This is a genomic window from Staphylococcus sp. M0911, assembly GCF_003491325.1.
GTDB classification, from domain to species: domain Bacteria; phylum Bacillota; class Bacilli; order Staphylococcales; family Staphylococcaceae; genus Staphylococcus; species Staphylococcus warneri_A.
Genome location: NZ_CP022881.1, coordinates 1,930,793 through 1,956,312 on the forward strand (window position 1 = coordinate 1,930,793; position 25,520 = coordinate 1,956,312).

The following is a 25,520-nucleotide window of genomic DNA, read 5'->3' on the forward strand; positions in this document are numbered from 1 at the left end:
TAAGTACCTCTTTCTTTAGTTTTTGTTTTACACTTCAATTCGTTTCAAAGCTTCATAGCGTTTCATACTGCCATCAGCTAATTTCTTAATACTTCTCATCGCTTGTTGCTTTTCTTGTTCTGTCGTAATGGTGTAATAACCACGTTCACTAGGTTTATAACTGCATCCGATAGGATAGCCATAATCATATACTAATGAATTGATTACTCTTCGTAACCATCGTTCATTGCTTGAATTATATTCATATCCCAATTGATTTAAGATTTTAGTTTTAGTAATATATTTATTGGACGTATTTTTTATCACATTGAAAACTTGCAGGTGTTCGGTGGGTAAATGATACGTCTCTTTTTCTGCGATACTTTCCATTTCTACACCCCTTTCTTTTAATTATTTTATACCTAAATTATACCATTTTCACTGACCTAAAACAAACTTATGTTCGCTTTGTAGCACGCTTTGTCAGTTGTTTAGCTTATCTCATATAAAACTTATAAAACAACATTATAAAATTAATAAGGAGCCTTTTAGATCATTCAAATACAGAACTTAAGTTCGATATAATAGGGCGAACAAATGGCGAACGAATTTAACTTTTAGGCCTATACCAAAAACACAAACTTTAGCTTGTATTAGCGTTAACAAAGTTCGCACACCTTGCACAAATCTTGCCATTTTTTCAATTCTCAAAGACTGTATACCTTCCGATTTTAAAAGCTAACACCTTTATATAACCTTATTATTTTCAAAGCCATAAAACAGCTCAATATCAACATTTCACACTTTTTTTAATTTCGCACACCTATCTATTAACTCACTATTGTTGCAACCTTTACATTTTAAAACTTCTATACCTTATACTTTTACATTAGGAGCCACACACCACGTGTGACTCCATATTTAATTACTTATTCAAACTGTAATAAGATGACTTCAACTCAGTTAACTTACGTTCTAAAGCCTTGTAATCCTCTTGTGTAGCCTTCTCATCTTGTACAAACTCAGTTACTAATTTTAATCCCTCAACTAACTCTGGTGCTGGTTCATTGATTCCCGTAGCTATCTGATACAACATTTCAATATTCGCTATCACATCAGTATTACTCGATTGAATGCCCTCAAGTGTATCAGTATCAAATCCATTTTCTAGGTACTCAAACACATCACTATTATTTGATTCTGCATATGTTTGTAATCCATACATAAAATATTCATCTTCAAACAAATGACTAGCCATCATATCACTAATAGAAAGCTGTTTACCGTCATGTAATTCATAACCTACATAATGCCCCTCTATGCTTCTTATAAGCCCCTCAGTGTGCTTAGGTGACGCTAATTCAAATGATTGCCTTACTTTACAATCTTTAATATATACATGACCGAATAACTTCCCGTTCATCATCACATAAACCATATCAAATGGATCATTGTATAACTTAAAGCAACATGGTTGCACTTTACTATGTTCTAATAATCCTGTGTAGTACCTTAGTAACGTGCCTGCTCGTGTTTCAAATTGGTTTACGATAGTTTCTACGTTCATGTTATTTACTCCTTTTTATATAATTTAAATAATTCTTTAATCTAGCTAGCACTAACTCAAAACTTCCTGTAGCTATAACTTTGTAACTTGTCCTTTTATTCGATTTAGGTATATAACTCTCACGCCATGCAGTCCAATTGTTATCAATATATTCTAAATAAACCGTTGATACATAACTTATTGAACAATAATATACTTCATTAGATATACCAGTTATTAAGCCGATGCTTTGGGCTTGTTCATCTAAATTGTAATTCTCTTTAACGGCTTGCACTTCTAACTGTCGCCTCCCAGTCTCTCTCAGTAAATACATCGCCGTTTTTATTATCTCCAATCAATACACGTAACGGCTCAATATCTACGTTACATTGAATCGCGTAACTTACTGCTTTATATAAATCATTGTTCCTATATTCACTTTGACCGTCTATAATGCGTTGATATGCACGTTTGCCTTCTCCACCTTTGCCAACTCTTACGTGACTAAAACTATAATTAGGTAGTGCTCGTCGAATGGAATACGGCTCTAATACTTGTTGTTTGTAATTACCAGCTTTAGAAAATATTCGTTTCTCAAACTCTCCTTGATACTTAGTTACATTGACACCGTTATGAGTGTATATACCTTTAGCTGTTTGACTACCTGCAAGCACAAAATAATTATTGGGATGTGCTTTGATATCAACAGATGGTAAATAACCTATCTTCTGTCCGTATTCGATATTGTCATGCTTTTTGAATATGATATGTTTCCCACCACTTGCCGTTGTCTGTACTAATGTATTTTGTGCATTGGTAACAAGTTCTTCGTAATATGGTATTTGTTTCAAACTAACGAAACCATTCTTACCATCTTCATGATCTACATCAATGTCGATACACCATACACCTCGTGTTAATACGCCCAATACATTGGTTTGATGATAAATATTAGAATGATATTCAATGAATTCATCGGTAATATCTATATCAGCAAATGAAACTGTTGGCTTTTTGTGATTATTAAGTGGTATCACTTCAATATTCTTTTTTAATAATTGTTTTGCTACATGATAACCTGTCATTGTATACCTCCTTTGTAGGTAACCAGTAACTCTAATAACTCTTATTTTTACCTATATCATCAACAATATTAAAAGTTATCGATTAATGTTACAGTAATAAGAGTTATATAGGTTACCAATTGTTATAACGCTATTTTTAGAGTTACTATATAAGTTACCTAGAGTTACAGTAACCTTAGTGTTCAGAAATTAGTTCTAAAGCCATATTAAATAATTCAATGTTTCCAACTTTATGAACTTTTGTATTTACCCCGTCTATTTTCTTTTGATTATTGATACTAATGCCAATTTTCCTCATGTCTTCTTTAGCGTTCTTGTAACGTAAACTTGAGTAATCTTGTTCTATCAAGCGTTGTAAAGTTTCATCGCCTGCTAATATAAAGCCCTGTTTTGATAACAATCTGATCATAGTAATTTGAGTTTCAGTCAATTCATCTTCATTAAAATAATACTTGAGCGTTACATCCTTAAATTTAAATTCTCTTCCATTTTCTTTTAAATATTCCAAACTCGCTATTAAGAATGACACTGATGCACTAACTGAAATGTTGCCATTAGGTTGTATATAATCCCAATAAGGCTTAAAAATCTGATAACGTTCTTCATCAGTTTCATTTATGGGTCTATCCTTTAGCGATATTTTAACTGTTCGCGTTGTATTGGCTGTAATTTCACCAGTATCGACACTTTCATTTGTATCTAGTATTAATACGGCGTTATTTTTAAATGTAAATGCGTTTCTTCCAATGCCCCGTCCAGAAATTGTTTCACCTGTTGCTATTTTTCTTAATATGCGCATCATTTGTTTAGTGATTTCACCTGTCTCATTAGCATGAGCTATATCTGCACCGTAAAAATTCATCCACTCATTTGCCGATTCAAAACCACCAGAAATAAGGCTATCAAAATTAACTTTGTTCACTGTCATCAATTTTTCAAATGTAGCCATAAACAAACCTTTTCCAGAACGACCAAAATCTTTAAGTAAAAACCACTTTTCTGCTTGTATCAATTTCATTTTTCGATACATTGTATAAGCGTGTGTTAGCATTAAATTGTTTTTACTCTTTTCATTGTCAGTTACTAAATCAAAGAAGTTTCTGGGTATTTCTAAATTGATATCTTTAATATCTACGTCATATTTAATTGAGTAGAGCTCATCACTTTTTAATTTTTGTTCTGTAAGCGTTAAATTTTGGCAATCATATACCCAGTCATTACCTGCAATGCAATATGGATAAATCTTAAAGTTATGAGTTACATTTAAATGTTCGCGGTAAAGCTCTAACATCACATCTAAGAAATCATCAATATAGTACTTGTTATCAACTGGATAGGTTAACGCAAAGTTTGTATTGTCTATCACTTCATACTGGTTATTCTTAACTATAATAAAGCAGTCTAGTTGTTTTGAATAAATGACCCTGTCAGAAATTAGATCAGCTATAAAACGTGCATAGTTATGAAAATGACTGGTTTTAAACGTAGATTGTTTTTCTTCTTCACCATTTTTATCAACAGTCTTGATATTGACGGTACCATAAACAAGCCCAATTTCTTTTGGTTTTATGGTATAATCTAAAGTAAGATTACTAATATAATCACCTGCAACATTATCTTTTTCTCGGTGATATACATTTCCTTTGTTATTAAAAACTTGTCTATCTGTTGAGATTGATGCAAAGTTTATACGCTTGCTTATCTCTTTTATCCTAGATAGATTAATTGTTGAAACATAATCTAATTTAGAATGAAATTCGAAATGTTTTTTATAAAGTGATACTTCGTCCATGTAGTCACCCTTTCGATAATATTCTGTTTTTGTTAATATATTAATTAGTATTTATTTAATTAAATACTTTGTACATTTGCGTTACTTTCGCTTTGGTCGGTGGAGAGTGACGCTTTTTCTATTTCATGAAACTTATTCATTAAACTGTCTAATTCTTCCAAATAAGTAAGCATTAATTCTGTAACTTGTTCGTTGTGAATTCTATGTTCGTTATACGCTAGACCGTAATTAACCACTTCTTCTTCAGTTTTTAACGATCTCTTCGTAAATCGTCCATCTACAAACCATGTATGTGTAGTCGCTACATCTTCCAACTTTCCTTTTACTATCTCTATATTGCACATTAAATTTCTAATCTCCCAATTCATTTATAATTCCTCCACTTCAATATTTCCCACAATGTAATCTAATGCCCACTCTAACATTCCAATCACGTGTCCTTTGCGATCTGTTGTATGTTTATGTTCACCTTTTTCGTCTATGACACTATAACGGTAAACGTGTTGTGTTTCTTTCATGACATCACTTAGCGTCATTGTTACTTCATCAAGAATTAAAAATGCTTCATCTTCAAAATCTAATTCAGCAAGAATATTGAACAATCCATTATGAACTAACTTTAAAGCATATTCATAAAATGCTTTATCCTGATAATGATAGTCCTTATCGGATTTAAACTTATCTTCCTCGTATAATACTACTTCTAATATTTTAACCACTTTTGATAATTGATATTTTTGTTTGATTTCCATCTTAACTACCTACTTTTTTCTTATTTTTAATTTCTGTAATTTTTGATAAATCCATTTCTAAACACGCAACTTGAACATCTTTACTAACATCAGGAAAGTACTGTCCAAATACTTTTGGCGGTATATTTAACATTAAATTATGTTGAGTATCTTTAATGTTGTGCCAGCCAACTACTGTTTTTGTAATAATAACTTGTTTTCGCACGTTGTAATCTCTCCTGTTAAATTAAATCCATAAGTTACCATCATGCCGTACACACTAAAAGCGACATACATGTTAGATATTGCTAGTAATAATATTGTTAACAATGAAACTAAGCAGATATAAGTTAAGTACATTTTCATTGCCTTGACCCCTCTACTTTAATTTTTGATGAAAATAACTCATCAATTGGCATGTCATACATTTCTGAAAGAATCTGACACTCATTTAAATTAAATATTGCTTTACCACTTTCCTTTAACTGGTAGCGTTGTGGACTAATACCAAGTTTGCTAGCAACTTTCTTTTGCGTGTCACCTTTTTCTTTTCTAGTAATGTATAACATTGGATAAGTTAGTTTTGTCATTCTAATCACTCCTAAAGGAAACTTTATGCTACTTATTAATTAAAAAAATATCATCAATAGTAATGTCTTTGATACCATTTTCTATTAATTTATTTTTTATAAACACCTTCTCTGAATCTTTAAATGGTGTTATTCCTCTTTCTTTATTTCTATAAGCAGTAACTGAAATTTTTAAATTATTAGCCATTTGATTTTGTGTTAAACCAATATACCTTCTGTAATTGCTTACTTTATTATTCATCAAAACCACCTCCTTGAAACTTTATGCTACAAGCATATAACCTCTCCTTTTACTTGTCAACACTTTTTATGATACTTTATGAAACTTATAATTCCACTAAAGCTAAATTAATGATAGAATACTAACATAAATATTCATCATTAAGGAGGCGTTTAGTATTTCACAACAATCAATTTTAGCTAATAATATAAAAAAAATTAGAAAAGAATTAGGTCTTACGATGGAAGAGTTTGGTGAAAAATTCACACATAAAGCTCATAAATCTATTGTTTCAAAATGGGAAAAAGGGCTAACAAAACCAAGTAATGAAAGATTAAAAGAGATTGCTAAGTTAGGGAATATAAGTGTACATCAATTAATATACGGTGATTTTCTAGGGTTGTTAGAAAGTATTGCAAACGAGGAAATAAAGTTTATTTTAGACACAAATATGTGTGCTAACAATAGTTTTCTAGCTAATGAATTATCATCTTCAGTTTCTCGTTTTATATTTTCCTATTATGAAAGAGGTAAAGAAAATTTTAACGAAAATTTATTTAGAAAATTGTTACAACATTATTTACAATTAGAATTAGATTTAGGAAATAGAGATCTTGAATCTTTAACATATTTCGCTTATCAAAGAACAATAAATGCGCAAGAATTAGTAGTTGACTATTATGAAGATTCAAAAGCAAAAGAATTTTTAAAAGATGAGAGCATCGATGAATTCCTTACGACAATATCTAACAAATACTTTGATCTATTAGAATACATTGATGACTATAGAGTTAAACATGATCTAGAGAAAATTAGTGAAGAGTGAATACAATGTCATATAGCTTAAACTTATCCCACAACATATATAAAGACGCTAAACGTGGCACTTACTATTTCCGTATCACTTACTATGACAAAAGCAATACTCGTAAGTACATAACACGTAAGGGGTTTAAACAACGTAAAGATGCAGTAAAGAAATGTAACGAAATGATGGACGAATTAGAGGGAGTCGGACACCTTAATAGGTTACCTTTTGACAAGCTCGTTGAAGAATATATAGACTGGTATTCAGCGCGTCGAAAGACATCAAGTGTAAAAGCATTAAAGACACATACCAATAACCATTTGCTACCTTATTTTAAATCTATGGACGTGTTTAAAATGACTACACAAGATGTGATGAAATTTCAGAATAAGAAGTTAAAAGAGGGGCATTCTGGAGACTACTTAAAGAAGATGCATGTATATTTAGTATCATTACTGAATCATGCAATGAAGTTTCATGAGTTAAAACAAAATGTTGCATCTCTTGTAGGGAATTTTGAAATAGAATCACAGAAACGATTGAATTATTGGACGTTAGAACAATTCAATCAATTCTATGATGCGCTTGCTACACAACAACAAAAATTATTTTTTAAACTATTGTTCTACTCTGGAGCAAGAAAGGGCGAAATCAGAGCTCTCACATGGCGCGATATTAACTTTGATGATGACTTTATCCATATAAACAAAACGGACTATCACGGTGAAGTGACAGCCCCTAAAACGAAATCAGCCATACGTGATATATATTTGCCTACTCACATGATGTATGACATCAAAGATTATTTAATTTGGTATAAAGAGAATAACATATACAAGGACGACTATGTATTGTTTGGTACATTCTATAAAGCTTACAGCGAGTCTACTATTGATCGTTGGTTTACTAACGCATTAAAAGTGTTGGATGAGCAATTACCAAACGGACAAAATTTCCCTAGAATCGTTATACACGAGTTAAGACATAGCCATGCATCTATGCTAGTTAATCTAGGGGCTAGTGTAATGATTATAGCTCAGCGTTTAGGTCACAGCGATACGACAGAAGTGTATAACCGATATGGTCATTTATATCCTAGTACACAGAAAGAAATAGTTAAATACTTATAAAGTCACTACCAACTAAAATTGGTGGTGTCTTTTTGTATCCTGTGCATTTTCTGTGCACTATCTGTGCACTCAAAAATGAAAAGCCCACAACCACTAAGGTCGCAGACTATATAATGGAGACGGCGGGATTCGAACCCGCGTCCAGAGGTCCTGATACATATCTTTCTACGTGTGTAGTTTATCATTTAGTTTCGCATAATGAGAGGTGATAAACAACCAACATTATGCTAGTTTGATTGGTTTTCATCTAAACAGACTTCAAACGGCAGTGTTTAGCATATCCTACTTAGGTTGAATCGCGTTAACAGCACATAGGAGATGCTGTTAGGCGATGCAGAGTGCTATTAGGCAGCTACTGCGAAATTATTGTTTGATTTGCCAGTTATTATAAACTGAGTGTGTTAGTGACGGAGACAACCCTCCGACACGCTTAATAAGCTCTGGGGACCCCTGTCGAATCCATAAACGTCCCCGTAATAAAATGTACTTTGTAGAAATCAAACATGTCGTTAACAATAATATTATCATTGTCACTCGCACTTGATGAACAACGTCTGAGTCACCTAAAATAAGATGTTCTTACTCAACCACTTTTCTAACAAAGCACTTATTAATATATCAAATGTAGCCCGTGTAAGCAATAGTATTGCTTAATAACGGGCTTTTACTGCGCGATCCATATCACGTTTGACTGCTTTTTCTTTTAAAGCTTGTCGTTTGTCATATTTTTTCTTACCGCGAGCAATACCTAATAATACTTTGCATTGACCATGCTTTAAGTACAATTTTAGCGGAATAATAGAATACCCTATTTCTCGTGTGCGGTCACCTAATTTAATAATTTCTCTTTTATGAAGGAGCAATTTACGTGATCGCAATGGATCATGGTTAAATCGGTTACCTTCTTCATATGGCGCAATATGCATATTATTTAAATAGATTTCACCGCGTTTTACTTGAGCATAGCTATCTTTAAGATTGGCGCTACCTCTACGTATAGATTTAATCTCTGTACCTTGTAACACAATCCCCGCTTCAATCGTATCTTCTATATTATAATCATGTCTTGCTTTACGGTTTTCAGCTAATGTGCCTGGTGATTTTTTCTTAGCCATTCTGTCTCACCTCTTTGCTGCTTATTTTTTCTTTTTACGTGATTTTTTCTTAACGCTTTTATCTTTATAGAATGGTTTATGCTTCGTGTTACCTTTTTTATCTTGTTGGCGTGCATTTTTACCTTTACGTTGTTTACGCTTATTTTTGCCATTTCCTTTATCATCAGATTTTGATTTATCTAATGATTTACCACGTGTTTTTGCTTGAATGGTCTTACCACGTGCTGGTCGTTGGCTTCTATCATTCTTAGGTAATGGCATTCCGACGATTTGGAAGTCAATCATGCGTTCATCCACATCGACATGTGTCACTTTGACTTTGACAGCATCACCGATACGGAAAACTTTGGCTTGGCGTTCACCAATTAATGCCATTTGACGTTCATCAAATTGATAATAATCATCAGTCATATTTGAAATATGAACCATACCTTCAATGGTATTAGGTAATTCAATGAACATACCAAAATTAGCTACAGAACTAATGATACCTTCGAATTCGTCACCAATGTGTTGAATCATATATTCAGCTTTCTTCAACTCATCTGTATCACGTTCTGCTTCAATCGCACGACGTTCCCGTTGAGATGTGTGTTCAGCAAGTTCTGGTAGTTTATCTTCCCATTTATGTTGTTCCTTTTTATCCATTGTATGTTCAATAAGGTATTTACGAATTAAACGGTGCACCGTTAAATCTGGGTAACGACGTATAGGTGATGTGAAATGTGTGTAATATTCTGCAGATAGACCAAAGTGACCTAAGTTCACATCATCATAATGCGCTTGTTGCATTGAACGTAACATCATGGTTGAGATAACCATTTGTTCTGGTCGTCCTTCAACTTCTTCTTGAATATTTTGAAGCGTTGTCGGATGAATATCTTCACCTGTCCCTTTAATCATAATGCCAAAGTTCGTAATAAAGTCAAAGAACTGTCTCAAGCGTTCTGATTTAGGTTGTTCGTGGACACGATAGATAAATGGTACTTCTAGTTTATTAAAGTGTTCAGCTACGGTTTCATTAGCCGCTAACATGAATGACTCAATTAAACGTTCACCTTCACCACGTTCACGCACTTGTACATCTGTTGGGATACCATCTTCATTAACAAGCACTTTCGCTTCGTTAATGTCGAAATCAATTTCACCACGACGTTTTCTCATATTTACTAAACGGTTAGATAAATCTTGTGCCAAGTCAAGCATTGGTGTGACTTCACTATATTGACGACGTACATCTGGATTCTGTTCAGTAATAATTTGGTTAACAGCATCATAAGTCATTCTGTAGTTAGAATGGATGACACTATCAAAAATGTCATGGTTCACTACTTCACCACGTGCATTGATTTCCATACGACAGCTTAACGTTAAACGATCAACTTCAGGATTTAATGAACAAATACCATTACTTAATCTATGCGGAATCATTGGAATAACTCTGTCTACTAAGTACACACTTGTAGCTCTATCATAAGCTTCTTTATCTAAAGCTGAATCTTCAGTTACATAATAACTTACATCTGCAATACTTACCGTTAATTCCGTATTACCATTTTTTAATTTTTTAACGCTAATGGCGTCATCTAAGTCTTTAGCATCTGCGCCATCAATTGTAATCGTTAATTCGTCTCTTAAATCATGACGTCCTTCGATTTCAGAAGGCTCAATTTCATCAGGAACATCTTCAGCTTCTTTAAGTACATTATCTGGGAATTCTATCTCAATACCATGTTGATAAATGATAGATAAAATATCTACACCAGGATCGTTTTTATGGCCTAGTATAGCTGAAATGTGGCCTTCCGGGTTATCTGTTCCATCAGCATATTTAGTGATTTGCACTAATACTTTATGACCATCTACTGCACCTAAGCTTTGACCCTTAGGAATAAAGATATCCTGCATAATACGTTTATCATCTGGAATGACAAAGCCGAAATGTTTCGCTTCACTATAAGTACCTACTACTTGAGTGACAGAATGTTTTTCGATGGATTTGACTTCACCTTCTGTCTTGCCTTTAAAGTCGCCTCTACCTTTGTGAACTTCTACAATGACGGTATCTCCATCTAAGGCTCTATTGATTTTTGTTGGCGGGATGAAGATGTCATCTACACCCTCTTCTTCTGGTCTTAAGAACGCAAATCCCTTTTTATTCTGACTTAACGTTCCTCTTACTAATTTCGAGTTAGACTTACTAGATTGCTTTCGTTGATATCTATCTGTCTTCGTACGTTCAATTAAACCAGTTTGTTCTAGTTCAACAAGCACCTTTATTAAATCTCTGAATGAGTCGGCACTATTTAAACCTAACGCATCTTGAAAATCTGATACTGACATGGGTTCGTAGTCAGGTTGTTTAATCATTTCTTCGATGGATTGTTTTAAATTCATTATGCCCCTCCTTTCTAATTATCTTGTTTATTTTTATTCTGACCAATCTAATGATTCTAAAAATGCGTAAATATCCTCAAAGACTTGTACTTTTTCTTTATCGATTGTGATTACATGTCCTGAGTTCGCATACCATTTAATATCTTTATCATCAGATTCTACAGTTTCATATATATAATTTGCTGATTGAGGATCAATCATTTTGTCTTGTTCTGCTTGTACAACTAATATTGGGTCCATCACTTCATCTACTTGATCTTTAACGCCTTTCATTGTAGCACTTAATTCTTCAAGTGTTTCAGTTGGATGGAAATGTTCCATTTCTTGATCAATGGTCGCTTGATCTTTACCCTCATATTTCTTGAAATTTCTAGCATATTCTAAAAATCCGTCGTAAATTGTGCTCGATGACTTATCATCCATAGGAGCGCACATAGTTATAATACCCTTAACATCTCTGTTTAAGCTTAATTTTAAAGCAAAAACGCCACCTAATGATAATCCCGCAACTGCAATTTCATCATATCCTTGATCAACTAAATATTGATAGCCATCTAAGACATCTTTAAACCATACGTATGGACTTGATTTTAATATCTCTTCAGGTGGTGCAGCATGGCCCTCATATTGTGGCGCATAAGATGTATAGCCCTTTTTCTGTAAGAAACGGCCTAATTGTCTTACATCTGAAGAATTACCTGTAAATCCATGTAATAACAATACTGCACGCTTGCCCTCTTCGAAAAAGAAAGGCTTAGGTAGTTTAATTTGCATGATGTTCATCCCTCTTCCAAAAGTATTCATAAACCATTTTTATATCAAACGACTTCCCTTTATTACTCAATATCTCTATCATTCATTTTCTCTTTATTATAAATAAAAAAGCCCGACATGAACATCGTCGGACCTTATAAACCAAGATAACTTATGCCAATCATAAGTAAAAAGAATATTACAAATAAAATTATTGTTAATCTATGCAAGAATAAATCGACGCCACGTTGTTTTTGTTTACCAAACAACTGTTCTGCGCCGCCACTGATAGCACCTGAAAGTCCATTACTTTTTCCTTCTTGGAGTAATACAACAGTCACTAATGCAATACAATCTATAATTAATAATACGACGAAAAATGTATGCATAAAAATTGTCCTCCATTCATTATATACGAATCGAATTATAACACATATTCGTATTGTTTATCAATCTTCTATCGATTGAACGTACTTTTACGCTTAATTGATACGACTAACATATATGCTGCTAAAATAAGTGAACCAATCACTACAATTAAAATAGGTAATATGGCGATCACACTTTTAACATCTAGTATCGCATGTACAACCATGTATAAATTGACGAGTGTAAAGAAAGCATTCGAAATATATACTGCAAACATAAACCACCATAAATAAGGATGGCGATTCCAATATGCAATGACACCTGATAAATATGCTAATAAATACATGACACCGTCAAATCTGAAACTGTTTAATACTTGATTCACTGAATTAGTCGTTGTCTTTTGACCTGCTAGTGATAACAATGTTTTAACTGTTGTAGCATCTAACACGATAAAATTATGAATGATTAACAATATGAAAAATATAAGTGAACTGATAGCTATTACATTACCTGTAACGACTTCTTTTTTTGTTGTTTCAGCCATTATCGTTCTCCTTTTACAATTGAATACTTACATTATTATACCAGTTTGTATATATAAGTTAAATCATACTTATTGATGCACTTATAAATGATCAACTACAATGACATATTAAAAACCCGTTACAGCCTCAACTCTGTAACGGGTTATGTTTCTAGGATGCACATCCTAGACTTTTAGCGTGAACTCAATAATTTAAATGTTAAAACAAAACTTATTTATCTAAATTGTAGAATGATTTAATACCATCAAATTTAGCAGTTTCGTATAATTCATCTTCAATACGTAATAATTGATTGTATTTAGCGATACGGTCAGTTCTTGATAATGAACCAGTTTTGATTTGACCAGCGTTTGTAGCAACAGCGATATCAGAAATTGTTGTATCTTCTGTTTCACCTGAACGGTGAGAAACTACTGCTGTGTAACCAGCTTTTTGAGCCATTTCGATCGCATCGAATGTTTCAGTTAAAGTACCGATTTGGTTAACTTTGATTAAGATTGAGTTACCAATACCTTGTTCGATACCTTTAGATAAGATTTCAGTGTTAGTTACGAATAAATCGTCGCCAACTAATTGTACTTTATCACCGATACGTTCTGTAAGTTGTTTCCAACCTTCCCAGTCGTTTTCGTCCATACCATCTTCAATAGTGATGATTGGGTATTTGTTGATTAATTGTTCTAAGTAGTCAACTTGTTCAGCTGCACTACGTTTAGCACCATGTTCACCTTCGAATTTAGTGTAATCATAAACACCATTTTCGTAGAATTCTGATGAAGCACAGTCAAATCCTAAGAATACTTCTTCACCTGGTTTGTAACCAGCTGCTTCGATAGCTTGGATAATTGTTTCTACAGCATCTTCTGTACCTTCAAATTTAGGAGCGAAACCACCTTCGTCACCTACTGCAGTTTCTAATCCACGTTTACTTAAAATTGATTTTAAGTTATGGAAGATTTCAGCGCCCCAACGTAATGATTCTTTGAATGATTCAGCACCTACTGGTAAAATCATGAACTCTTGGAATGCGATTGGTGCATCTGAGTGAGAACCACCGTTAACGATGTTCATCATTGGAACTGGTAATTGTTTACCGTTAAATCCACCTAAGTATTTGTATAAAGGTTGACCTAATAAGTCAGCTGCTGCTCTAGCTACGGCGATTGATACACCTAAAATAGCGTTAGCACCTAATTTACCTTTATTTGAAGTACCGTCTAATTGAATCATCATTTTGTCGATAGATACTTGATCTAATACTGAGAATTCACCTTCAACGATTTCTGGTGCGATGATTTCATTTACGTTTTCAACAGCTTTAGTAACACCTTTACCTAAGTAACGTGATTTGTCACCGTCACGTAATTCTACTGCTTCGTGTTCACCTGTAGAAGCACCTGATGGTACTAATGCACGGCCGAATGCGCCACTTTCAGTTAATACTTCTACCTCAACTGTTGGGTTACCACGTGAATCTAAGACTTCGCGAGCGTAAACATCTGTAATAATTGGCATGTTTAATTTCTCCTTTAAATATATGATTTAAAGCTATTATAGCTTTATTTATTTAATTAATAAAATGATAATACATGTTGTTAACGAAAAGTTAACAAACAAGGGAACTTAATCCCTTATTTGAAACATATTTTCTATAAATTAATGATTAATTAAAGATTCGCCTGTCATATCTTCAGGTTGTTGAACATTTAATAAATCTAATAATGTTGGAGCTAAGTCGCCTAAACGACCAGTTTCTCTTAAAGTTACGCCTTCTTTTGTAACAATAACTGGAACTGGGTTAGTTGTATGTGTAGTCATTGGTTGATCATCATCTGTTAAGACTTGGTCAGAGTTACCATGGTCTGCAGTGATGATCGCATGACCACCCATGTCGATAATTTTATCTACAACTTCACCTAAACATTCATCAACAGCTTCGATAGCTTTGATTGTTGGCTCTAACATACCACTGTGACCTACCATGTCTGGATTAGCAAAGTTTAACAAGATTAAATCTAAGTCGCCTTTGTCTAATTCTTCTAATAAGGCATCTTTTACTTCGTATGCACTCATTTCTGGTTTTAAGTCGTAAGTTGCAACTTTAGGTGAATCGATTAAACGTCTACGTTCACCTTCAAATTCAGCATTACGACCACCACTCATGAAGTAAGTAACATGAGGGAATTTTTCTGTCTCAGCAATACGTAATTGTGTAAGATTATTATCTTGAGCAACTTCACCAATTGTATTTTTAAGATCTACTTTTTCAAATACAACTTCAGCATCAACGTCATCGTTGTATTTTGTAAATGTAGCGTAGAATAAGTCGTTAACTCGTTCTACTTTGAAACCTTCAAATGCTTTATTAGTGAATACTTCTGATAATTGTGCAGCTCTGTCTGGACGGAAGTTATAGAAAATAACTGCATCTCCGTCATTAACGCCATCATTTTGTCCTTCAACGATAAATGGTTCAACAAACTCATCTGTTAAATCTTTATCATAGTTCGCTTCTACACCTTCTTTAGCAGTAGCGAATGTAGGACCTTCAAAATTACGAATTGCGTTGTAAGCTTTTTCTTCACGATCCCAACGTTTATCACGGTCCATTGCATAATAACGTCCAGATACTGAAGCGAATTGGCCTACACCTAATTCTTTGAATTTAGCTTCTGTTTCTTCGATATATTTAATTGCAGATTTTTGATCAACGTCACGTCCATCTAAAAATGCATGTACATATACTTTCTCAACACCTTGCTTTTTAGCTAATTCTAAAATCGCAAATAAGTGTTTATAATGACTGTGAACACCGCCATCTGATAGTAAACCGAATACATGTAATGCTGAATTGTTGTCTTTCACATGTTTTACTGCGTTATTTAACACATCATTTTCGAAGAAATCTCCGTCTTCGATTGATTTGTTAATACGAGTTAAACTTTGATAAACAATACGTCCAGCACCAATATTCATGTGTCCTACTTCAGAGTTACCCATTTGGCCTTCAGGAAGACCAACATCTAATCCACTAGCTTCAATTTGAGTAGTTGGATATTTATTGTAGTAACGATCAAAATTAGGTTTGTTTGCTAATTTTACAGCGTTACCGTGTTCACTTTCACGATTTGCAAAACCATCTAAAATGATTAAGGCAGTTGGTTGTTTTGCCATAATTATTTTGCACCTTCTAACAATTGTTCAAAATCTTCTACTTTTAATGAAGCGCCGCCTACTAATGCGCCGTCGATATCTGATTGAGCCATATATTCTTTGATGTTGTTAGGTTTAACACTACCACCATATTGAATACGAGTTGCATCAGCTACATCTTGGCTTGATAAGTCTGCAATTGTTTTACGAACATGTGCACACATTTCATTAGCATCTTCAGATGTAGATGATTTACCAGTACCGATAGCCCAGATTGGTTCATATGCAATCACAACTTGTTTAAGTTGCTCATTTGATAAACCTTCAACAGCTTTCTTAACTTGGTTACCTACAACTTCATTAGCTTTTCCACTTTCACGTTCTTCATCTGATTCACCAACACAAATGATTGGTGTCATGCCGTGATTGAAGATAGCGTGCGCTTTTTTATTAACTTCTTCGTCTGTTTCGTGGAATAAGTCACGACGTTCAGAGTGCCCGATGACAACATATTTCACGCCTAAATCAGCTAATGCTACTGGAGAAGTTTCTCCTGTGAAAGCACCATTATCTTCAAAATATGCATTTTGAGCACCGATTTGTAAGCCTTTAGCTTTACCATCTTTAACTGCTGTGATTAATGCATCTAATTGAATTGTTGGTGCACAAATTACTGATTCAACTTCTTTAGGATCAGGTAATGTTGATAATTCATTAACGAAATCTTTAGCTTCTTGAACTGTTTTGTTCATTTTCCAGTTACCTGCGATAATTGGTGTTCTCATTCAATACACTCCTTAATATTTTAATGTTTATTGGTATACTATATATCTTTCAACATTCGTTTTCCCGAATATACCTTAGAAAAACACAACATTTTATAGATATTATTTATTGTTGATTGCTTTAATACCAGGTAATTCTTTACCTTCTAGGTATTCTAATGATGCACCGCCACCAGTAGAAATGTGAGTGAAGTTATCTTCGAATCCTAGTGAGATTGCTGCTGCTGCAGAATCACCACCACCGATAATTGTCACAGCATCTTTTAAGTTAGCGATTGACTCACATACACCGATAGTACCTTGAGCAAAGTTACTAAATTCGAATACACCCATAGGTCCATTCCATACTACTGTATGCGCACCTTGTAATTCTTTATTAAATAATTCAACAGTTTTAGGACCAACATCCATTGCTTCTTGGTCTTTAGGAATATCATCAATTGATACTTCAGTGATTTCTGCATCATTTGAGAATTCTTTTGCTACTTTAGCATCAACAGGTAATACAATTTGGTCTCCATTGCTTTCTAATAATTCTTTAGCAAAGTCAATTTTGTCTTCTTCTAATAAAGATAATCCAATTTCTTTACCTTGTGCTTTAAGGAATGTATAAGCCATTCCTCCACCGATAAGGATTTTATCAGCAATGTTTAATAAGTTTTTGATTACGCCGATTTTATCAGAAACTTTAGCACCACCAAGGATGGCTACCACTGGTTTGTGTGGATCGTTTACTACGCCACCAATGAATTTAATTTCTTTTTCCATTAAGAAACCAGCTGCAGTTTCTAAATGAGTAGAAATACCTACGTTAGAGGCATGTTCACGGTGAGCAGTACCGAATGCATCGTTTACAAATACGTCACCTAATGAAGCCCAATATTTACCTAATTCTGGGTCATTTTTAGATTCTTTCTTACCATCTAAATCTTCAAAACGTGTATTTTGTACTAATATTACATCGCCAGCTTTAAGATCTTTGATTGCAGATTCTAATTTTTCACCACGAGTTTCAGGTACAAATACTACGTCTTTATCTAACTTTTTAGATAAGTCATCTGCAACAGGTTTTAATGTTAATGATTCTTTGTCGCTTTCTTCTTTTACTTTACCTAAGTGTGAGAATAAGACAACTTTACCACCTTGTTCGATGATGTATTTGATTGTTGGTAATGCTTGTACAATACGGTTATCATTTGTGATTTCACCGTCTTTTAAAGGTACGTTGAAGTCCGCACGAACTAATACCGTTTTGTCTTTAAGTTCTAAATCAGAAACTATTTTTTTAGCCATTTTCATTTCCTCCTTTAATTAGGAAAATATATATTAAAAAATAAGCGGAGAAGCGTTTGTGCTCCCCGCTTACTCATAAGCTTTATTATAAAATTTAACAGTTAAGAGCACTAGTTAAATTAACTATGCTTTAATTATTTAGATAACTCAGCTAATTTGTTTAAAGTACGTACTAATTGAGCAGTGTATGACATTTCATTGTCGTACCAAGCAGCAACTTTAACTAATTGACGACCACCAACAGCCATTACACGAGTTTGAGTTGCATCGAATAATGAACCGTAAGTCATACCAACTACGTCAGAAGATACGATTTCGTCTTCAGTGTAACCGAATGATTCGTCAGAAGCTTGTTTCATTGCTTCGTTAACTTGTTCAACTGTTACGTCTTTTTCTAATACTACTGTTAATTCAGTTAATGAACCAGTTGCAACTGGAACACGTTGTGCACCACCGTCTAATTTTCCGTCGATTTCAGGAATTACTTTACCGATTGCTTTAGCAGCACCAGTTGAGTTAGGGATAATGTTTTCTGCTGCAGCACGAGCACGACGTTTGTCGCCTTTTCTGTGTGGAGCATCTTGAGTATTTTGGTCACCAGTGTATGCGTGGATAGTTGTCATTAAACCTTCAACTAAACCGAACTCATCACTTAACACTTTAGCTACTGGAGCTAATGAGTTAGTAGTACATGATGCACCTGATACTACTGTTTCAGAACCATCTAATTCATCGTGGTTAGTGTTGTAAACGATTGTTTTTAAGTCACCAGTTGCTGGAGCTGAGATTAATACTTTTTTAGCACCTGCATCAACGTGAGCTTGTGCTTTATCTTTGTCAGTATAGAAACCAGTACATTCTAATACTACGTCGATATCTAAGTCTTTCCAAGGTAATTTGCTTGCATCTGGTTCATCGAATGATTTAACTTCTTTACCGTTAACGCGGAATCCACCGTCGATAACTTCTACTTCACCAGTGAAGCGACCTTGCATAGTGTCATATTTTAATAAGTGTGCTAACATATCGTCATCAGTTAAGTCGTTTACTGCAACTACTTCTAAACCTTCTACGTCTTGAATTCTTCTAAATGCTAAACGACCAATTCTACCAAAACCATTAATTGCTACTTTTACTGCCATTATAATGGCCTCCTTTAATAATGATATTTAAAAAGCTTTGAACTTTTTATTCCTAATTTAATATTACTTTCGCCGCAGCTTCATCAGTGATTAACACTGTATTGTCAGGGGCAATTGATAAGTAAGCTTTAATTGCTTCACCTTTAGATTGACCGCCTGCTACTGCATAGATAAAGTCTTTGGACTCAAGATCTTCTAATTGTAATCCGATTGTCTTTACTTTGTGGACGATATGACCTTGAGCATCAAAGTAATAACCAAATGCTTCACCCACGGCTTGGTGATGTTGAAGCTTATCAATCACATCTTTATGTGACTGTCGTCGATGCGCCATCTTCAGCGCATCACCAATACCATGTATCGTTACATTCGCTTGTTTAATTTTATCCAATGTATGACTGACTGAAGGTTCTAACATTAATGTATTATATGTAGACTCACTTACGTTATCAGGTACATATAATGTTGTGTAATAACCACCTGCTTGTTGTGCCATACTTGATGCAATCGTATTGGCTTGATATACCATATTTTCACCAAGTCCACCACGAGCAGGTACGAAGAACACATTAAATGGTAATAAATGAATAGATTCACTTACATAAGCCATTGTTGAACCACCAGTTACTGACACAATTGCGTCTTCGTATAAACTACTTTCTAATAACTGGCCAGCCTGTCTGCCCATTTCTCTTTTAACTGATTGTTTCTCGTCTGAATCACCAGGGACAACATGAACTTCTTTTATGTTGTACTTCTCTTTAATGGCATTAGCCATTTTATGATCATCTGAATAATGATTAAAGTAATCATTTAATTGATTGATTACCTCTTTACCCTTTTCAGTGATTTCCATTCCTGTTGATTTAACTTTGATTAGTTCTTGTTTTTTTAACAAATCTGTTTCAGAACGTAGAACTCTTTCCGTCAAATCCATATGTTCACTTAAACTACGTCGTCCAACTGGCTCATTTTGAGAAATAGTAGCTAAGATTGAAAAACGACGATACATCTTTTCGACCAAATCTGGAATAAGTTGCTGTTGAATTTCGATCAAATCTTTCACTACTCTTTCCTCCTTGTATGTTTCTAAAGGATGAGTCAATATTGCTTGAATCATAGAGGATTGACGTTTGAAGTCCCACGTGGGACAAAATCTAACCTCTTTACAATTGCAATAGTACTATTATGCGAATTAAAATGCAAGTAAATCCGCTCAAAATTTTCCAAATATTGTGTAAAGCGATTTCATTTACTTTAGGTACAGTTACGTGAATTAAATCACTTATTCAAGGTATTTTAAGCTTTTTATCAACTTTTAGTTGCACACGACTCAGTTGATAAATATTGTGCTACACATTGATAATATTACCCTTTATGTTACGAGTTAACCATATCACTATAAAGCAATTATTCTTTTATAATATTGTGCTTTTCATTTATAATCCAAATAAGGACAACTCTTTTTGAAAGAAGGTTTAATTTATATTGAGTACAGACGACGAAAATAAAATAGAAGTTATCGATCCAACTGACCCGCGTTATAAAGATGATGAACATTTTCATCAAAATCGCTATGACGATAACAAGTCCAGTAACCAAATTTATACATATGGATGTACACACACGGGGTGTGGATGTTCTATTGGTTGCTCTACATTGATGCTCATTTCCCTTATTATCACAATGTTTATTTATTGGTTATTTTAATGCACATTACTGTAATAATTTTTTTAATATAAAAAATGCCGATAAGGTCAGTACATTAACTTGCGAATCGCAATTGTACGAAATACCTTATCGGCCTTTTAATACTTATTCATCAGATTTATTGTTAGATGAACTATTTTGACTTTGTGAACTTTGTCTATTATTTGATTGTTGTGATGCACTGCGTTGTGTATTATTGTTTGAGTTATTCTGCGTTGATTGTTGTGCACTTGGCTTTTCTTGGGTACTTGGTTTTTGTTGTGTGCTTGGTTTCTCTTGAGTACTTGGCTTTTGTTGTGTGCTTGGTTTTTCTTGAGTGCTAGGCTTTTCTTGGGTACTTGGTTTTTCTTGCGTGCTTGGTTTCTCTTGCTTGCTTGGTTTTTCTTTAGTTGGTGCTTCCTTAGTTTTATTATCTACTTTTGGTTTTTGTTGTGTCTTAGGCTGTTGTGATTTTGGTTGTTGAGTAGAAGGTTGTTGCTGTGTTGTTGGTTGTTGTCTTGTCTGTTGTTGTGATGGTTTTTGTTGTGTATTTTGCTTTTCATCAGACTTTTTGTCAGATGATTTTTCTTTTTTCTCTTTGTCGTCTTTGTCTTTTTTATCTTTTTGTTCTTGCTTCGTCTCATTATTTAATCGTTCATTAGCTTTCTTTGAATGATCTACAAATGAAAATATAGCAAATGTTAAGCCACCCAGTAGCAATAATACGATAATGATACTAATTATTTTCGCGATGCCACTCATACCTTTTTTACCTTGATTGTCGTACTCATTAAAATCTTGCTTTGACATATTCTCCCTCACTTTAAACATGGAATATCATATATAATAAATAAATTTATATCTTAAGTTTTCGTTATGTTTTATTCATCAAAAATTTATATTTAGGATTTCAATAGGATTAGCAAATTACTATTTACATAATCTTATCTCATTTATGATAACATCATAATGAAGAAGAAACATCTATTTTAAACTTTTTTAATGTAAATTTAATAGGAACGGTTTGTGATAATAATGAAAAAATTGTTTGAAGAACATTTAGAGACTAATACCAATGATGACCACAAAATTACAATAAAAAAGATGTTGATAACTAATGATCAACATCAAAATAAATCACCCATTTTAAGCAATAGCTGCTATTATGCCTTCATTTTATTGGCACTGTTCACTTTCATTTGGTTTTTTCATTAAAATTAAAGTTTATTAATTAAATGATTATTTCTATTATAAATATGCACACAATTTTTTATTAAGTTTATTTCTGTAAAAAGATGTAAAAATCATTTAGAATAATAATAAAGAGAGAAAAAAGACCCATACGTTGCTCGCATGGGCCCACTACTAAAGGGAGTCAAAATTTACCTTCGCTAGTATATTATGGGGTATACTCATACTAATTAAGAGATGTTTAATTAATTTCCGAAGGTACAAATCAATTATAACTTAACAAAAAATTTTTTAAATACGAATCTAAAAAAGTATTTGACATATTGTTGGCTAAAAATTGGATAAATTTTGAATAATAATAATCACTACTAACTATTAACTAAGTTAGAATTTTTTATTGAGGTGAGATAATGAAACAATATTTAATAACTGGTGGAACTGGCATGGTAGGTTCTCATTTAGTGAGTGAAATTAAGAAATCAAATGCTCATATTACTATTTTGACTCGACATGATGAACAATCAAACGATGCTCGGGTTTCATATGTGAATTGGTCTAAAGATGGCTGGGAAAGTAAAGTGCCTGATATCGATATCGTTATCAATCTAGCTGGTGCAACACTCAACCAACGTTGGACAAAAGACTATAAACAAACATTAATGTTAAGCAGAATTCAATCTACACAGGCCCTTTTTGAATTATTTAAAAAAAGAGAAAAGAAGCCAGAAGTATTATTTAATGCTAGTGCTATGGGATATTACCCTCCTAATTATCACCATAGTTATACAGAACTTTTTAAAACATTACCGTTTGACTTTTTATCAGATATTGTTTATCAATGGGAAAGATTTGCTAAGCAATTCGAAGCACTAGGAACAAGAGTCGTTTTAGGTCGCTTTGGAATGATCTTATCTAATGATGGTGGCGCTTTACAAACTATGAAATTACCTTATCAATTTTATGTTGGTGGTAAATTAGGATCTGGTTTCCAGTGGTATTCATGGATTCACATTGATGATTTAACACGTGCAATATTATTTACAATCGGTAATGACAAAGCCAAAGGACCTTTTAACTTAACTGCACCAATACCTGAACGTCAAAATTTATTCGGTTATACGTTAGCTCGTGCAATGCATAAGCCACATGAAACATGGGTTCCAAGCTTTGCGATGAGACTAGTACTTGGTGAAATGTCTACCGTTGTTTTAGATACGCAAAAGGTATTACCAAATAAACTCGAAGCACTAGGATTTAATTTCATGTATAATAATCTTAAAAATGCACTAGATGATTTAATCAGAAATTAAATTAAGAGGTACAACAGCAATGGAAAACAATCAAAATGACAAACTCACATACATTTTAATGATCATAGCAGGCTTAATCTGTATTTTGAACGGTGTCTTAGTATTTGATCAAACAGTAATTATGATATTACTCTCCATCCTATTTATTATTGTAGGACTCATAATGTCGTTTATTTCAATTAATGGATTGAGACATAAGTTAAAATAGTTAACGCCATACAAATCTATATAAGTAAAAAAGAAGTCAGGACCTTAAATGATGGTCCTGACTTCTTTTTATTGAACTTCGATTATTATATCTAATTAAATAGAAATATTATTGTTTACCTTCTGGTTCCATAACTTCATCAACTAAGCCGTATGCTTTAGCTTCTTCAGCTGTTAAGAAATTGTCACGATCAGTATCTTGTTGAATTTTTTCAATAGATTGACCTGTTCTTTCAGCTAAAATACGATTTAATTTTTCACGAGTTTTTAAGATATGGTTGGCAGCAATCTCGATTTCAGTTGCTTGACCTTGTGCACCACCTAAAGGTTGGTGAATCATTACTTCAGCGTTTGGTAAAGCATAACGTTTACCTTTTGCACCTGCTGCTAATAAGAATGAACCCATTGACGCAGCCATACCAATACAAATTGTTTGAACATCTGGTTTGATATGTTGAATTGTATCATAGATAGCAAAGCCAGCAGTCACGCTTCCCCCTGGTGAATTGATATATAAGTAAATATCTTTTTCAGAGTCTTGGGCTTGTAAGAATAATAATTGAGATACAATTGAGTTAGCAACGTTATCATCAATTTGAGAACCTAACATAATAATACGGTCTTTTAATAATCGTGAATAAATGTCATACGCACGTTCCCCACGATTTGTTGTTTCGATAACTGTAGGAATTAAATTCATCTATATTTCCTCCTTGTAATAACTGTTACTTCACATTTTAACCCAAAAGTCAAAAATGGTCAAAAATAAAGTTCTTTTAGTTTAATTGCTAATTGACGTTAAGTGAATTACTTTTGTACACTAGAAATAACTATTTTTGATTGTACTGATTTTATATCGTTTAGTACAGAAATAAGCTTTATCTATTTTCCCCTTGTAGTGTAATGGATAACACATAAGATTCCGGTTCTTAGAATAGGGGTTCGATTCCCTTCGAGGGGGCTCAGTAGCCATTAAAACGTTGTTTTAATGGCGTTTCTTTTGCTTAATGGGGAAAAAACAGGGAAACGTTATTTATATTTTGAATAAAAAGTTTTCAGATTTGCAAAGTAAGTACTTTTAATTCTGTAAAAATCTGGGTTTTTCTCTTTTTCTCCATCATCTTGGCGACTATTTAAATCTTCAATACAAAATATTAATTCTGATATTAACTCATACACATCATCTAGTTCAGTGATATCATCATCACTTAGATAATAATAACTTTCGCTCATTTTAAACTCGCTTATTTTATTCAGTGATATATTTATTCTATTTATATAGGTATCTCTTACTCTGTTATATATTACTTCTTCAAATGTAAACATTCCACCTGCATCAAAAGGTCGTGCATTATCAAGAGCTATTTTAGTTTGTTTTAACAACTCATTTTTTAGCGCTTTTGCTCTCTTTTTATTAATTTCAATTTTATTATTTTCACTTAATCTAATGGTTTTCATGGTATAACGCCCAGATATAGCCGCACCTAAAAATGCACCACCAAACGTTGAAAATATACCAACAAAACTAATGGCAATGGAATAACCCGTAATACTATGATTAGGATCCACAGAGCTAATAATGTAACCAACTGTGAACACAAACGTCATTATTGCAAGAACAACAATAAAGGTTATAAACAAAATATGTTTCAACTCAAATTTATTTTGCATTATCTGTCACCTCATG

The 25,520-nt window shown here is 33.3% G+C and carries 30 protein-coding genes, 1 tRNA gene and 1 other RNA gene; 6 read left to right on the forward strand and 26 right to left on the reverse strand.

Annotated elements, in window-relative coordinates:
• Positions 1-27 precede the first annotated feature (27 nt).
• The 11 genes from ssp1_RS09390 to ssp1_RS09440 all read right to left on the reverse strand — a co-directional run bounded on the left by ssp1_RS09390 (position 28) and on the right by ssp1_RS09440 (position 5,964).
• A complete protein-coding gene (locus ssp1_RS09390) occupies positions 28-369 on the reverse strand; it encodes a pathogenicity island protein (RefSeq protein WP_107536096.1) in 342 nt (113 codons plus the stop codon).
• A gap of 535 nt (positions 370-904) precedes the next feature.
• On the reverse strand, positions 905-1,546 hold the full coding sequence (locus ssp1_RS09395) for a pathogenicity island protein (RefSeq protein ID WP_107536095.1): 642 nt from the start codon (positions 1,544-1,546) through the stop codon (positions 905-907).
• Position 1,547: 1 nt separating this feature from the next.
• Positions 1,548-1,820, reverse strand: a complete 273-nt coding sequence (locus ssp1_RS09400) for a hypothetical protein (protein ID WP_001149389.1) — start codon at positions 1,818-1,820, stop codon at positions 1,548-1,550.
• Positions 1,807-2,610, reverse strand: a complete 804-nt coding sequence (locus ssp1_RS09405) for a bifunctional DNA primase/polymerase (protein WP_000148373.1) — start codon at positions 2,608-2,610, stop codon at positions 1,807-1,809. Before ssp1_RS09405 ends, ssp1_RS09400 begins: the two co-directional genes overlap by 14 nt.
• Positions 2,611-2,785: 175 nt before the next feature.
• Positions 2,786-4,402, reverse strand: a complete 1,617-nt coding sequence (locus ssp1_RS09410; protein WP_103219655.1) for a phage resistance protein — start codon at positions 4,400-4,402, stop codon at positions 2,786-2,788.
• Positions 4,403-4,461: 59 nt separating this feature from the next.
• Positions 4,462-4,770 carry a type II toxin-antitoxin system toxin TscT gene (tscT, locus tag ssp1_RS09415; protein WP_107536094.1) on the reverse strand — a complete coding sequence of 103 codons (309 nt, stop codon included), beginning with the start codon at positions 4,768-4,770 and terminating at the stop codon, positions 4,462-4,464.
• Positions 4,771-5,154, reverse strand: a complete 384-nt coding sequence (locus ssp1_RS09420; RefSeq protein WP_000403833.1) for a hypothetical protein — start codon at positions 5,152-5,154, stop codon at positions 4,771-4,773.
• Position 5,155: 1 nt separating this feature from the next.
• Positions 5,156-5,359 (reverse strand): pathogenicity island protein, encoded by a 204-nt coding sequence (locus ssp1_RS09425; RefSeq protein ID WP_107536093.1) that lies wholly within the window; start codon positions 5,357-5,359, stop codon positions 5,156-5,158.
• Complete coding sequence (locus tag ssp1_RS09430) at positions 5,326-5,499, reverse strand: hypothetical protein (protein WP_000784892.1); 174 nt, start codon at positions 5,497-5,499, stop codon at positions 5,326-5,328. Before ssp1_RS09430 ends, ssp1_RS09425 begins: the two co-directional genes overlap by 34 nt.
• Positions 5,496-5,723, reverse strand: coding sequence for a helix-turn-helix transcriptional regulator (locus tag ssp1_RS09435; protein ID WP_000164237.1), 228 nt, complete (start codon positions 5,721-5,723; stop codon positions 5,496-5,498). The genes ssp1_RS09430 and ssp1_RS09435 overlap by 4 nt, the downstream gene beginning before the upstream one ends.
• A gap of 28 nt (positions 5,724-5,751) precedes the next feature.
• On the reverse strand, positions 5,752-5,964 hold the full coding sequence (locus tag ssp1_RS09440; RefSeq protein WP_031895388.1) for a hypothetical protein: 213 nt from the start codon (positions 5,962-5,964) through the stop codon (positions 5,752-5,754).
• A gap of 196 nt (positions 5,965-6,160) precedes the next feature.
• Here ssp1_RS09440 and ssp1_RS09445 point away from each other — a divergent pair, with 196 nt between their 5' ends.
• Both ssp1_RS09445 and ssp1_RS09450 read left to right on the forward strand, forming a co-directional pair.
• Positions 6,161-6,769: a helix-turn-helix domain-containing protein gene (locus ssp1_RS09445; RefSeq protein ID WP_223223800.1), complete on the forward strand. Its 609-nt coding sequence runs from the start codon at positions 6,161-6,163 to the stop codon at positions 6,767-6,769.
• Positions 6,770-6,774: 5 nt separating this feature from the next.
• Positions 6,775-7,881 (forward strand): tyrosine-type recombinase/integrase, encoded by a 1,107-nt coding sequence (locus ssp1_RS09450; RefSeq protein WP_096659598.1) that lies wholly within the window; start codon positions 6,775-6,777, stop codon positions 7,879-7,881.
• A 111-nt stretch (positions 7,882-7,992) separates the two neighbouring features.
• Here ssp1_RS09450 and ssrA read toward each other — a convergent pair.
• The 12 genes from ssrA to ssp1_RS09510 all read right to left on the reverse strand — a co-directional run bounded on the left by ssrA (position 7,993) and on the right by ssp1_RS09510 (position 20,502).
• Positions 7,993-8,354: a transfer-messenger RNA gene (ssrA, locus tag ssp1_RS09455) on the reverse strand.
• A gap of 177 nt (positions 8,355-8,531) precedes the next feature.
• On the reverse strand, positions 8,532-8,996 hold the full coding sequence (gene smpB / locus ssp1_RS09460) for an SsrA-binding protein SmpB (protein WP_002466079.1): 465 nt from the start codon (positions 8,994-8,996) through the stop codon (positions 8,532-8,534).
• A 21-nt stretch (positions 8,997-9,017) separates the two neighbouring features.
• Complete coding sequence (rnr, locus tag ssp1_RS09465) at positions 9,018-11,393, reverse strand: ribonuclease R (protein WP_075778938.1); 2,376 nt, start codon at positions 11,391-11,393, stop codon at positions 9,018-9,020.
• 33 nt (positions 11,394-11,426) lie between these two features.
• Entirely contained in the window at positions 11,427-12,167 is a 741-nt protein-coding gene (locus ssp1_RS09470; protein WP_075778937.1) for an alpha/beta hydrolase, read from the reverse strand.
• A gap of 134 nt (positions 12,168-12,301) precedes the next feature.
• Entirely contained in the window at positions 12,302-12,535 is a 234-nt protein-coding gene (gene secG, locus ssp1_RS09475; protein WP_118828202.1) for a preprotein translocase subunit SecG, read from the reverse strand.
• Between the two features lie 68 nt (positions 12,536-12,603).
• Positions 12,604-13,062 carry a hypothetical protein gene (locus ssp1_RS09480; protein ID WP_118828203.1) on the reverse strand — a complete coding sequence of 153 codons (459 nt, stop codon included), beginning with the start codon at positions 13,060-13,062 and terminating at the stop codon, positions 12,604-12,606.
• 211 nt (positions 13,063-13,273) lie between these two features.
• Positions 13,274-14,578, reverse strand: coding sequence for a surface-displayed alpha-enolase (gene eno / locus ssp1_RS09485; RefSeq protein WP_002450894.1), 1,305 nt, complete (start codon positions 14,576-14,578; stop codon positions 13,274-13,276).
• A 141-nt stretch (positions 14,579-14,719) separates the two neighbouring features.
• The gene (gene gpmI / locus ssp1_RS09490) at positions 14,720-16,237 is read right to left on the reverse strand and encodes a 2,3-bisphosphoglycerate-independent phosphoglycerate mutase (protein WP_002465365.1); all 1,518 of its coding nucleotides are present in this window, start codon (positions 16,235-16,237) and stop codon (positions 14,720-14,722) included.
• 2 nt (positions 16,238-16,239) lie between these two features.
• The gene (gene tpiA / locus ssp1_RS09495; protein WP_002450896.1) at positions 16,240-17,001 is read right to left on the reverse strand and encodes a triose-phosphate isomerase; all 762 of its coding nucleotides are present in this window, start codon (positions 16,999-17,001) and stop codon (positions 16,240-16,242) included.
• A 102-nt stretch (positions 17,002-17,103) separates the two neighbouring features.
• The gene (locus ssp1_RS09500; protein WP_075778934.1) at positions 17,104-18,294 is read right to left on the reverse strand and encodes a phosphoglycerate kinase; all 1,191 of its coding nucleotides are present in this window, start codon (positions 18,292-18,294) and stop codon (positions 17,104-17,106) included.
• Positions 18,295-18,428: 134 nt separating this feature from the next.
• Positions 18,429-19,436, reverse strand: a complete 1,008-nt coding sequence (gene gap / locus ssp1_RS09505) for a type I glyceraldehyde-3-phosphate dehydrogenase (protein WP_002450898.1) — start codon at positions 19,434-19,436, stop codon at positions 18,429-18,431.
• Positions 19,437-19,488: 52 nt separating this feature from the next.
• Positions 19,489-20,502 carry a sugar-binding transcriptional regulator gene (locus ssp1_RS09510; RefSeq protein ID WP_002450899.1) on the reverse strand — a complete coding sequence of 338 codons (1,014 nt, stop codon included), beginning with the start codon at positions 20,500-20,502 and terminating at the stop codon, positions 19,489-19,491.
• 422 nt (positions 20,503-20,924) lie between these two features.
• Here ssp1_RS09510 and ssp1_RS12140 point away from each other — a divergent pair, with 422 nt between their 5' ends.
• The gene (locus ssp1_RS12140) at positions 20,925-21,146 is read left to right on the forward strand and encodes a hypothetical protein (RefSeq protein WP_002450900.1); all 222 of its coding nucleotides are present in this window, start codon (positions 20,925-20,927) and stop codon (positions 21,144-21,146) included.
• Positions 21,147-21,251: 105 nt separating this feature from the next.
• On the opposite strand, the gene ssp1_RS09520 is transcribed toward ssp1_RS12140, so the two are convergent.
• Positions 21,252-21,935 carry a DUF4887 domain-containing protein gene (locus ssp1_RS09520; RefSeq protein ID WP_075778932.1) on the reverse strand — a complete coding sequence of 228 codons (684 nt, stop codon included), beginning with the start codon at positions 21,933-21,935 and terminating at the stop codon, positions 21,252-21,254.
• Between the two features lie 791 nt (positions 21,936-22,726).
• Between ssp1_RS09520 and ssp1_RS09525 the strand changes: the two genes are divergently transcribed.
• Positions 22,727-23,626, forward strand: a complete 900-nt coding sequence (locus ssp1_RS09525; protein ID WP_075778931.1) for a TIGR01777 family oxidoreductase — start codon at positions 22,727-22,729, stop codon at positions 23,624-23,626.
• Positions 23,627-23,645: 19 nt separating this feature from the next.
• Positions 23,646-23,834, forward strand: a complete 189-nt coding sequence (locus ssp1_RS09530; RefSeq protein WP_002450903.1) for a hypothetical protein — start codon at positions 23,646-23,648, stop codon at positions 23,832-23,834.
• Between the two features lie 108 nt (positions 23,835-23,942).
• On the opposite strand, the gene clpP is transcribed toward ssp1_RS09530, so the two are convergent.
• On the reverse strand, positions 23,943-24,533 hold the full coding sequence (gene clpP / locus ssp1_RS09535; RefSeq protein ID WP_002450904.1) for an ATP-dependent Clp endopeptidase proteolytic subunit ClpP: 591 nt from the start codon (positions 24,531-24,533) through the stop codon (positions 23,943-23,945).
• 189 nt (positions 24,534-24,722) lie between these two features.
• Here clpP and ssp1_RS09540 point away from each other — a divergent pair.
• Positions 24,723-24,794, forward strand: a tRNA-Arg gene (locus ssp1_RS09540).
• Positions 24,795-24,862: 68 nt separating this feature from the next.
• On the opposite strand, the gene ssp1_RS09545 is transcribed toward ssp1_RS09540, so the two are convergent.
• Positions 24,863-25,504 (reverse strand): hypothetical protein, encoded by a 642-nt coding sequence (locus tag ssp1_RS09545; RefSeq protein WP_118828204.1) that lies wholly within the window; start codon positions 25,502-25,504, stop codon positions 24,863-24,865.
• Positions 25,505-25,520 lie beyond the last annotated feature (16 nt).

What these genes read in the sequence shown, in the direction of transcription:
- ssp1_RS09480 (WP_118828203.1), bottom strand. Translation starts at nt 13,062, where the DNA reads ATGGCTGAAACAACAAAAAAAGAAGTCGTTACAGGTAATGTAATAGCT.
- clpP (WP_002450904.1), bottom strand. Translation starts at nt 24,533, where the DNA reads ATGAATTTAATTCCTACAGTTATCGAAACAACAAATCGTGGGGAACGT.
- tpiA (WP_002450896.1), bottom strand. Translation starts at nt 17,001, where the DNA reads ATGAGAACACCAATTATCGCAGGTAACTGGAAAATGAACAAAACAGTT.
- ssp1_RS09440 (WP_031895388.1), bottom strand. Translation starts at nt 5,964, where the DNA reads ATGAATAATAAAGTAAGCAATTACAGAAGGTATATTGGTTTAACACAA.
- ssp1_RS09525 (WP_075778931.1), top strand. Translation starts at nt 22,727, where the DNA reads ATGAAACAATATTTAATAACTGGTGGAACTGGCATGGTAGGTTCTCAT.
- gpmI (WP_002465365.1), bottom strand. Translation starts at nt 16,237, where the DNA reads ATGGCAAAACAACCAACTGCCTTAATCATTTTAGATGGTTTTGCAAAT.
- ssp1_RS09420 (WP_000403833.1), bottom strand. Translation starts at nt 5,154, where the DNA reads ATGGAAATCAAACAAAAATATCAATTATCAAAAGTGGTTAAAATATTA.
- secG (WP_118828202.1), bottom strand. Translation starts at nt 12,535, where the DNA reads ATGCATACATTTTTCGTCGTATTATTAATTATAGATTGTATTGCATTA.
- ssp1_RS09390 (WP_107536096.1), bottom strand. Translation starts at nt 369, where the DNA reads ATGGAAAGTATCGCAGAAAAAGAGACGTATCATTTACCCACCGAACAC.
- gap (WP_002450898.1), bottom strand. Translation starts at nt 19,436, where the DNA reads ATGGCAGTAAAAGTAGCAATTAATGGTTTTGGTAGAATTGGTCGTTTA.
- ssp1_RS09545 (WP_118828204.1), bottom strand. Translation starts at nt 25,504, where the DNA reads ATGCAAAATAAATTTGAGTTGAAACATATTTTGTTTATAACCTTTATT.
- ssp1_RS09500 (WP_075778934.1), bottom strand. Translation starts at nt 18,294, where the DNA reads ATGGCTAAAAAAATAGTTTCTGATTTAGAACTTAAAGACAAAACGGTA.
- rnr (WP_075778938.1), bottom strand. Translation starts at nt 11,393, where the DNA reads ATGAATTTAAAACAATCCATCGAAGAAATGATTAAACAACCTGACTAC.
- ssp1_RS09450 (WP_096659598.1), top strand. Translation starts at nt 6,775, where the DNA reads ATGTCATATAGCTTAAACTTATCCCACAACATATATAAAGACGCTAAA.
- tscT (WP_107536094.1), bottom strand. Translation starts at nt 4,770, where the DNA reads ATGAATTGGGAGATTAGAAATTTAATGTGCAATATAGAGATAGTAAAA.
- ssp1_RS09405 (WP_000148373.1), bottom strand. Translation starts at nt 2,610, where the DNA reads ATGACAGGTTATCATGTAGCAAAACAATTATTAAAAAAGAATATTGAA.
- ssp1_RS09435 (WP_000164237.1), bottom strand. Translation starts at nt 5,723, where the DNA reads ATGACAAAACTAACTTATCCAATGTTATACATTACTAGAAAAGAAAAA.
- ssp1_RS09430 (WP_000784892.1), bottom strand. Translation starts at nt 5,499, where the DNA reads ATGAAAATGTACTTAACTTATATCTGCTTAGTTTCATTGTTAACAATA.
- ssp1_RS09395 (WP_107536095.1), bottom strand. Translation starts at nt 1,546, where the DNA reads ATGAACGTAGAAACTATCGTAAACCAATTTGAAACACGAGCAGGCACG.
- eno (WP_002450894.1), bottom strand. Translation starts at nt 14,578, where the DNA reads ATGCCAATTATTACAGATGTTTACGCTCGCGAAGTCTTAGATTCACGT.
- ssp1_RS09520 (WP_075778932.1), bottom strand. Translation starts at nt 21,935, where the DNA reads ATGTCAAAGCAAGATTTTAATGAGTACGACAATCAAGGTAAAAAAGGT.
- ssp1_RS09410 (WP_103219655.1), bottom strand. Translation starts at nt 4,402, where the DNA reads ATGGACGAAGTATCACTTTATAAAAAACATTTCGAATTTCATTCTAAA.
- ssp1_RS09530 (WP_002450903.1), top strand. Translation starts at nt 23,646, where the DNA reads ATGGAAAACAATCAAAATGACAAACTCACATACATTTTAATGATCATA.
- ssp1_RS09470 (WP_075778937.1), bottom strand. Translation starts at nt 12,167, where the DNA reads ATGCAAATTAAACTACCTAAGCCTTTCTTTTTCGAAGAGGGCAAGCGT.
- smpB (WP_002466079.1), bottom strand. Translation starts at nt 8,996, where the DNA reads ATGGCTAAGAAAAAATCACCAGGCACATTAGCTGAAAACCGTAAAGCA.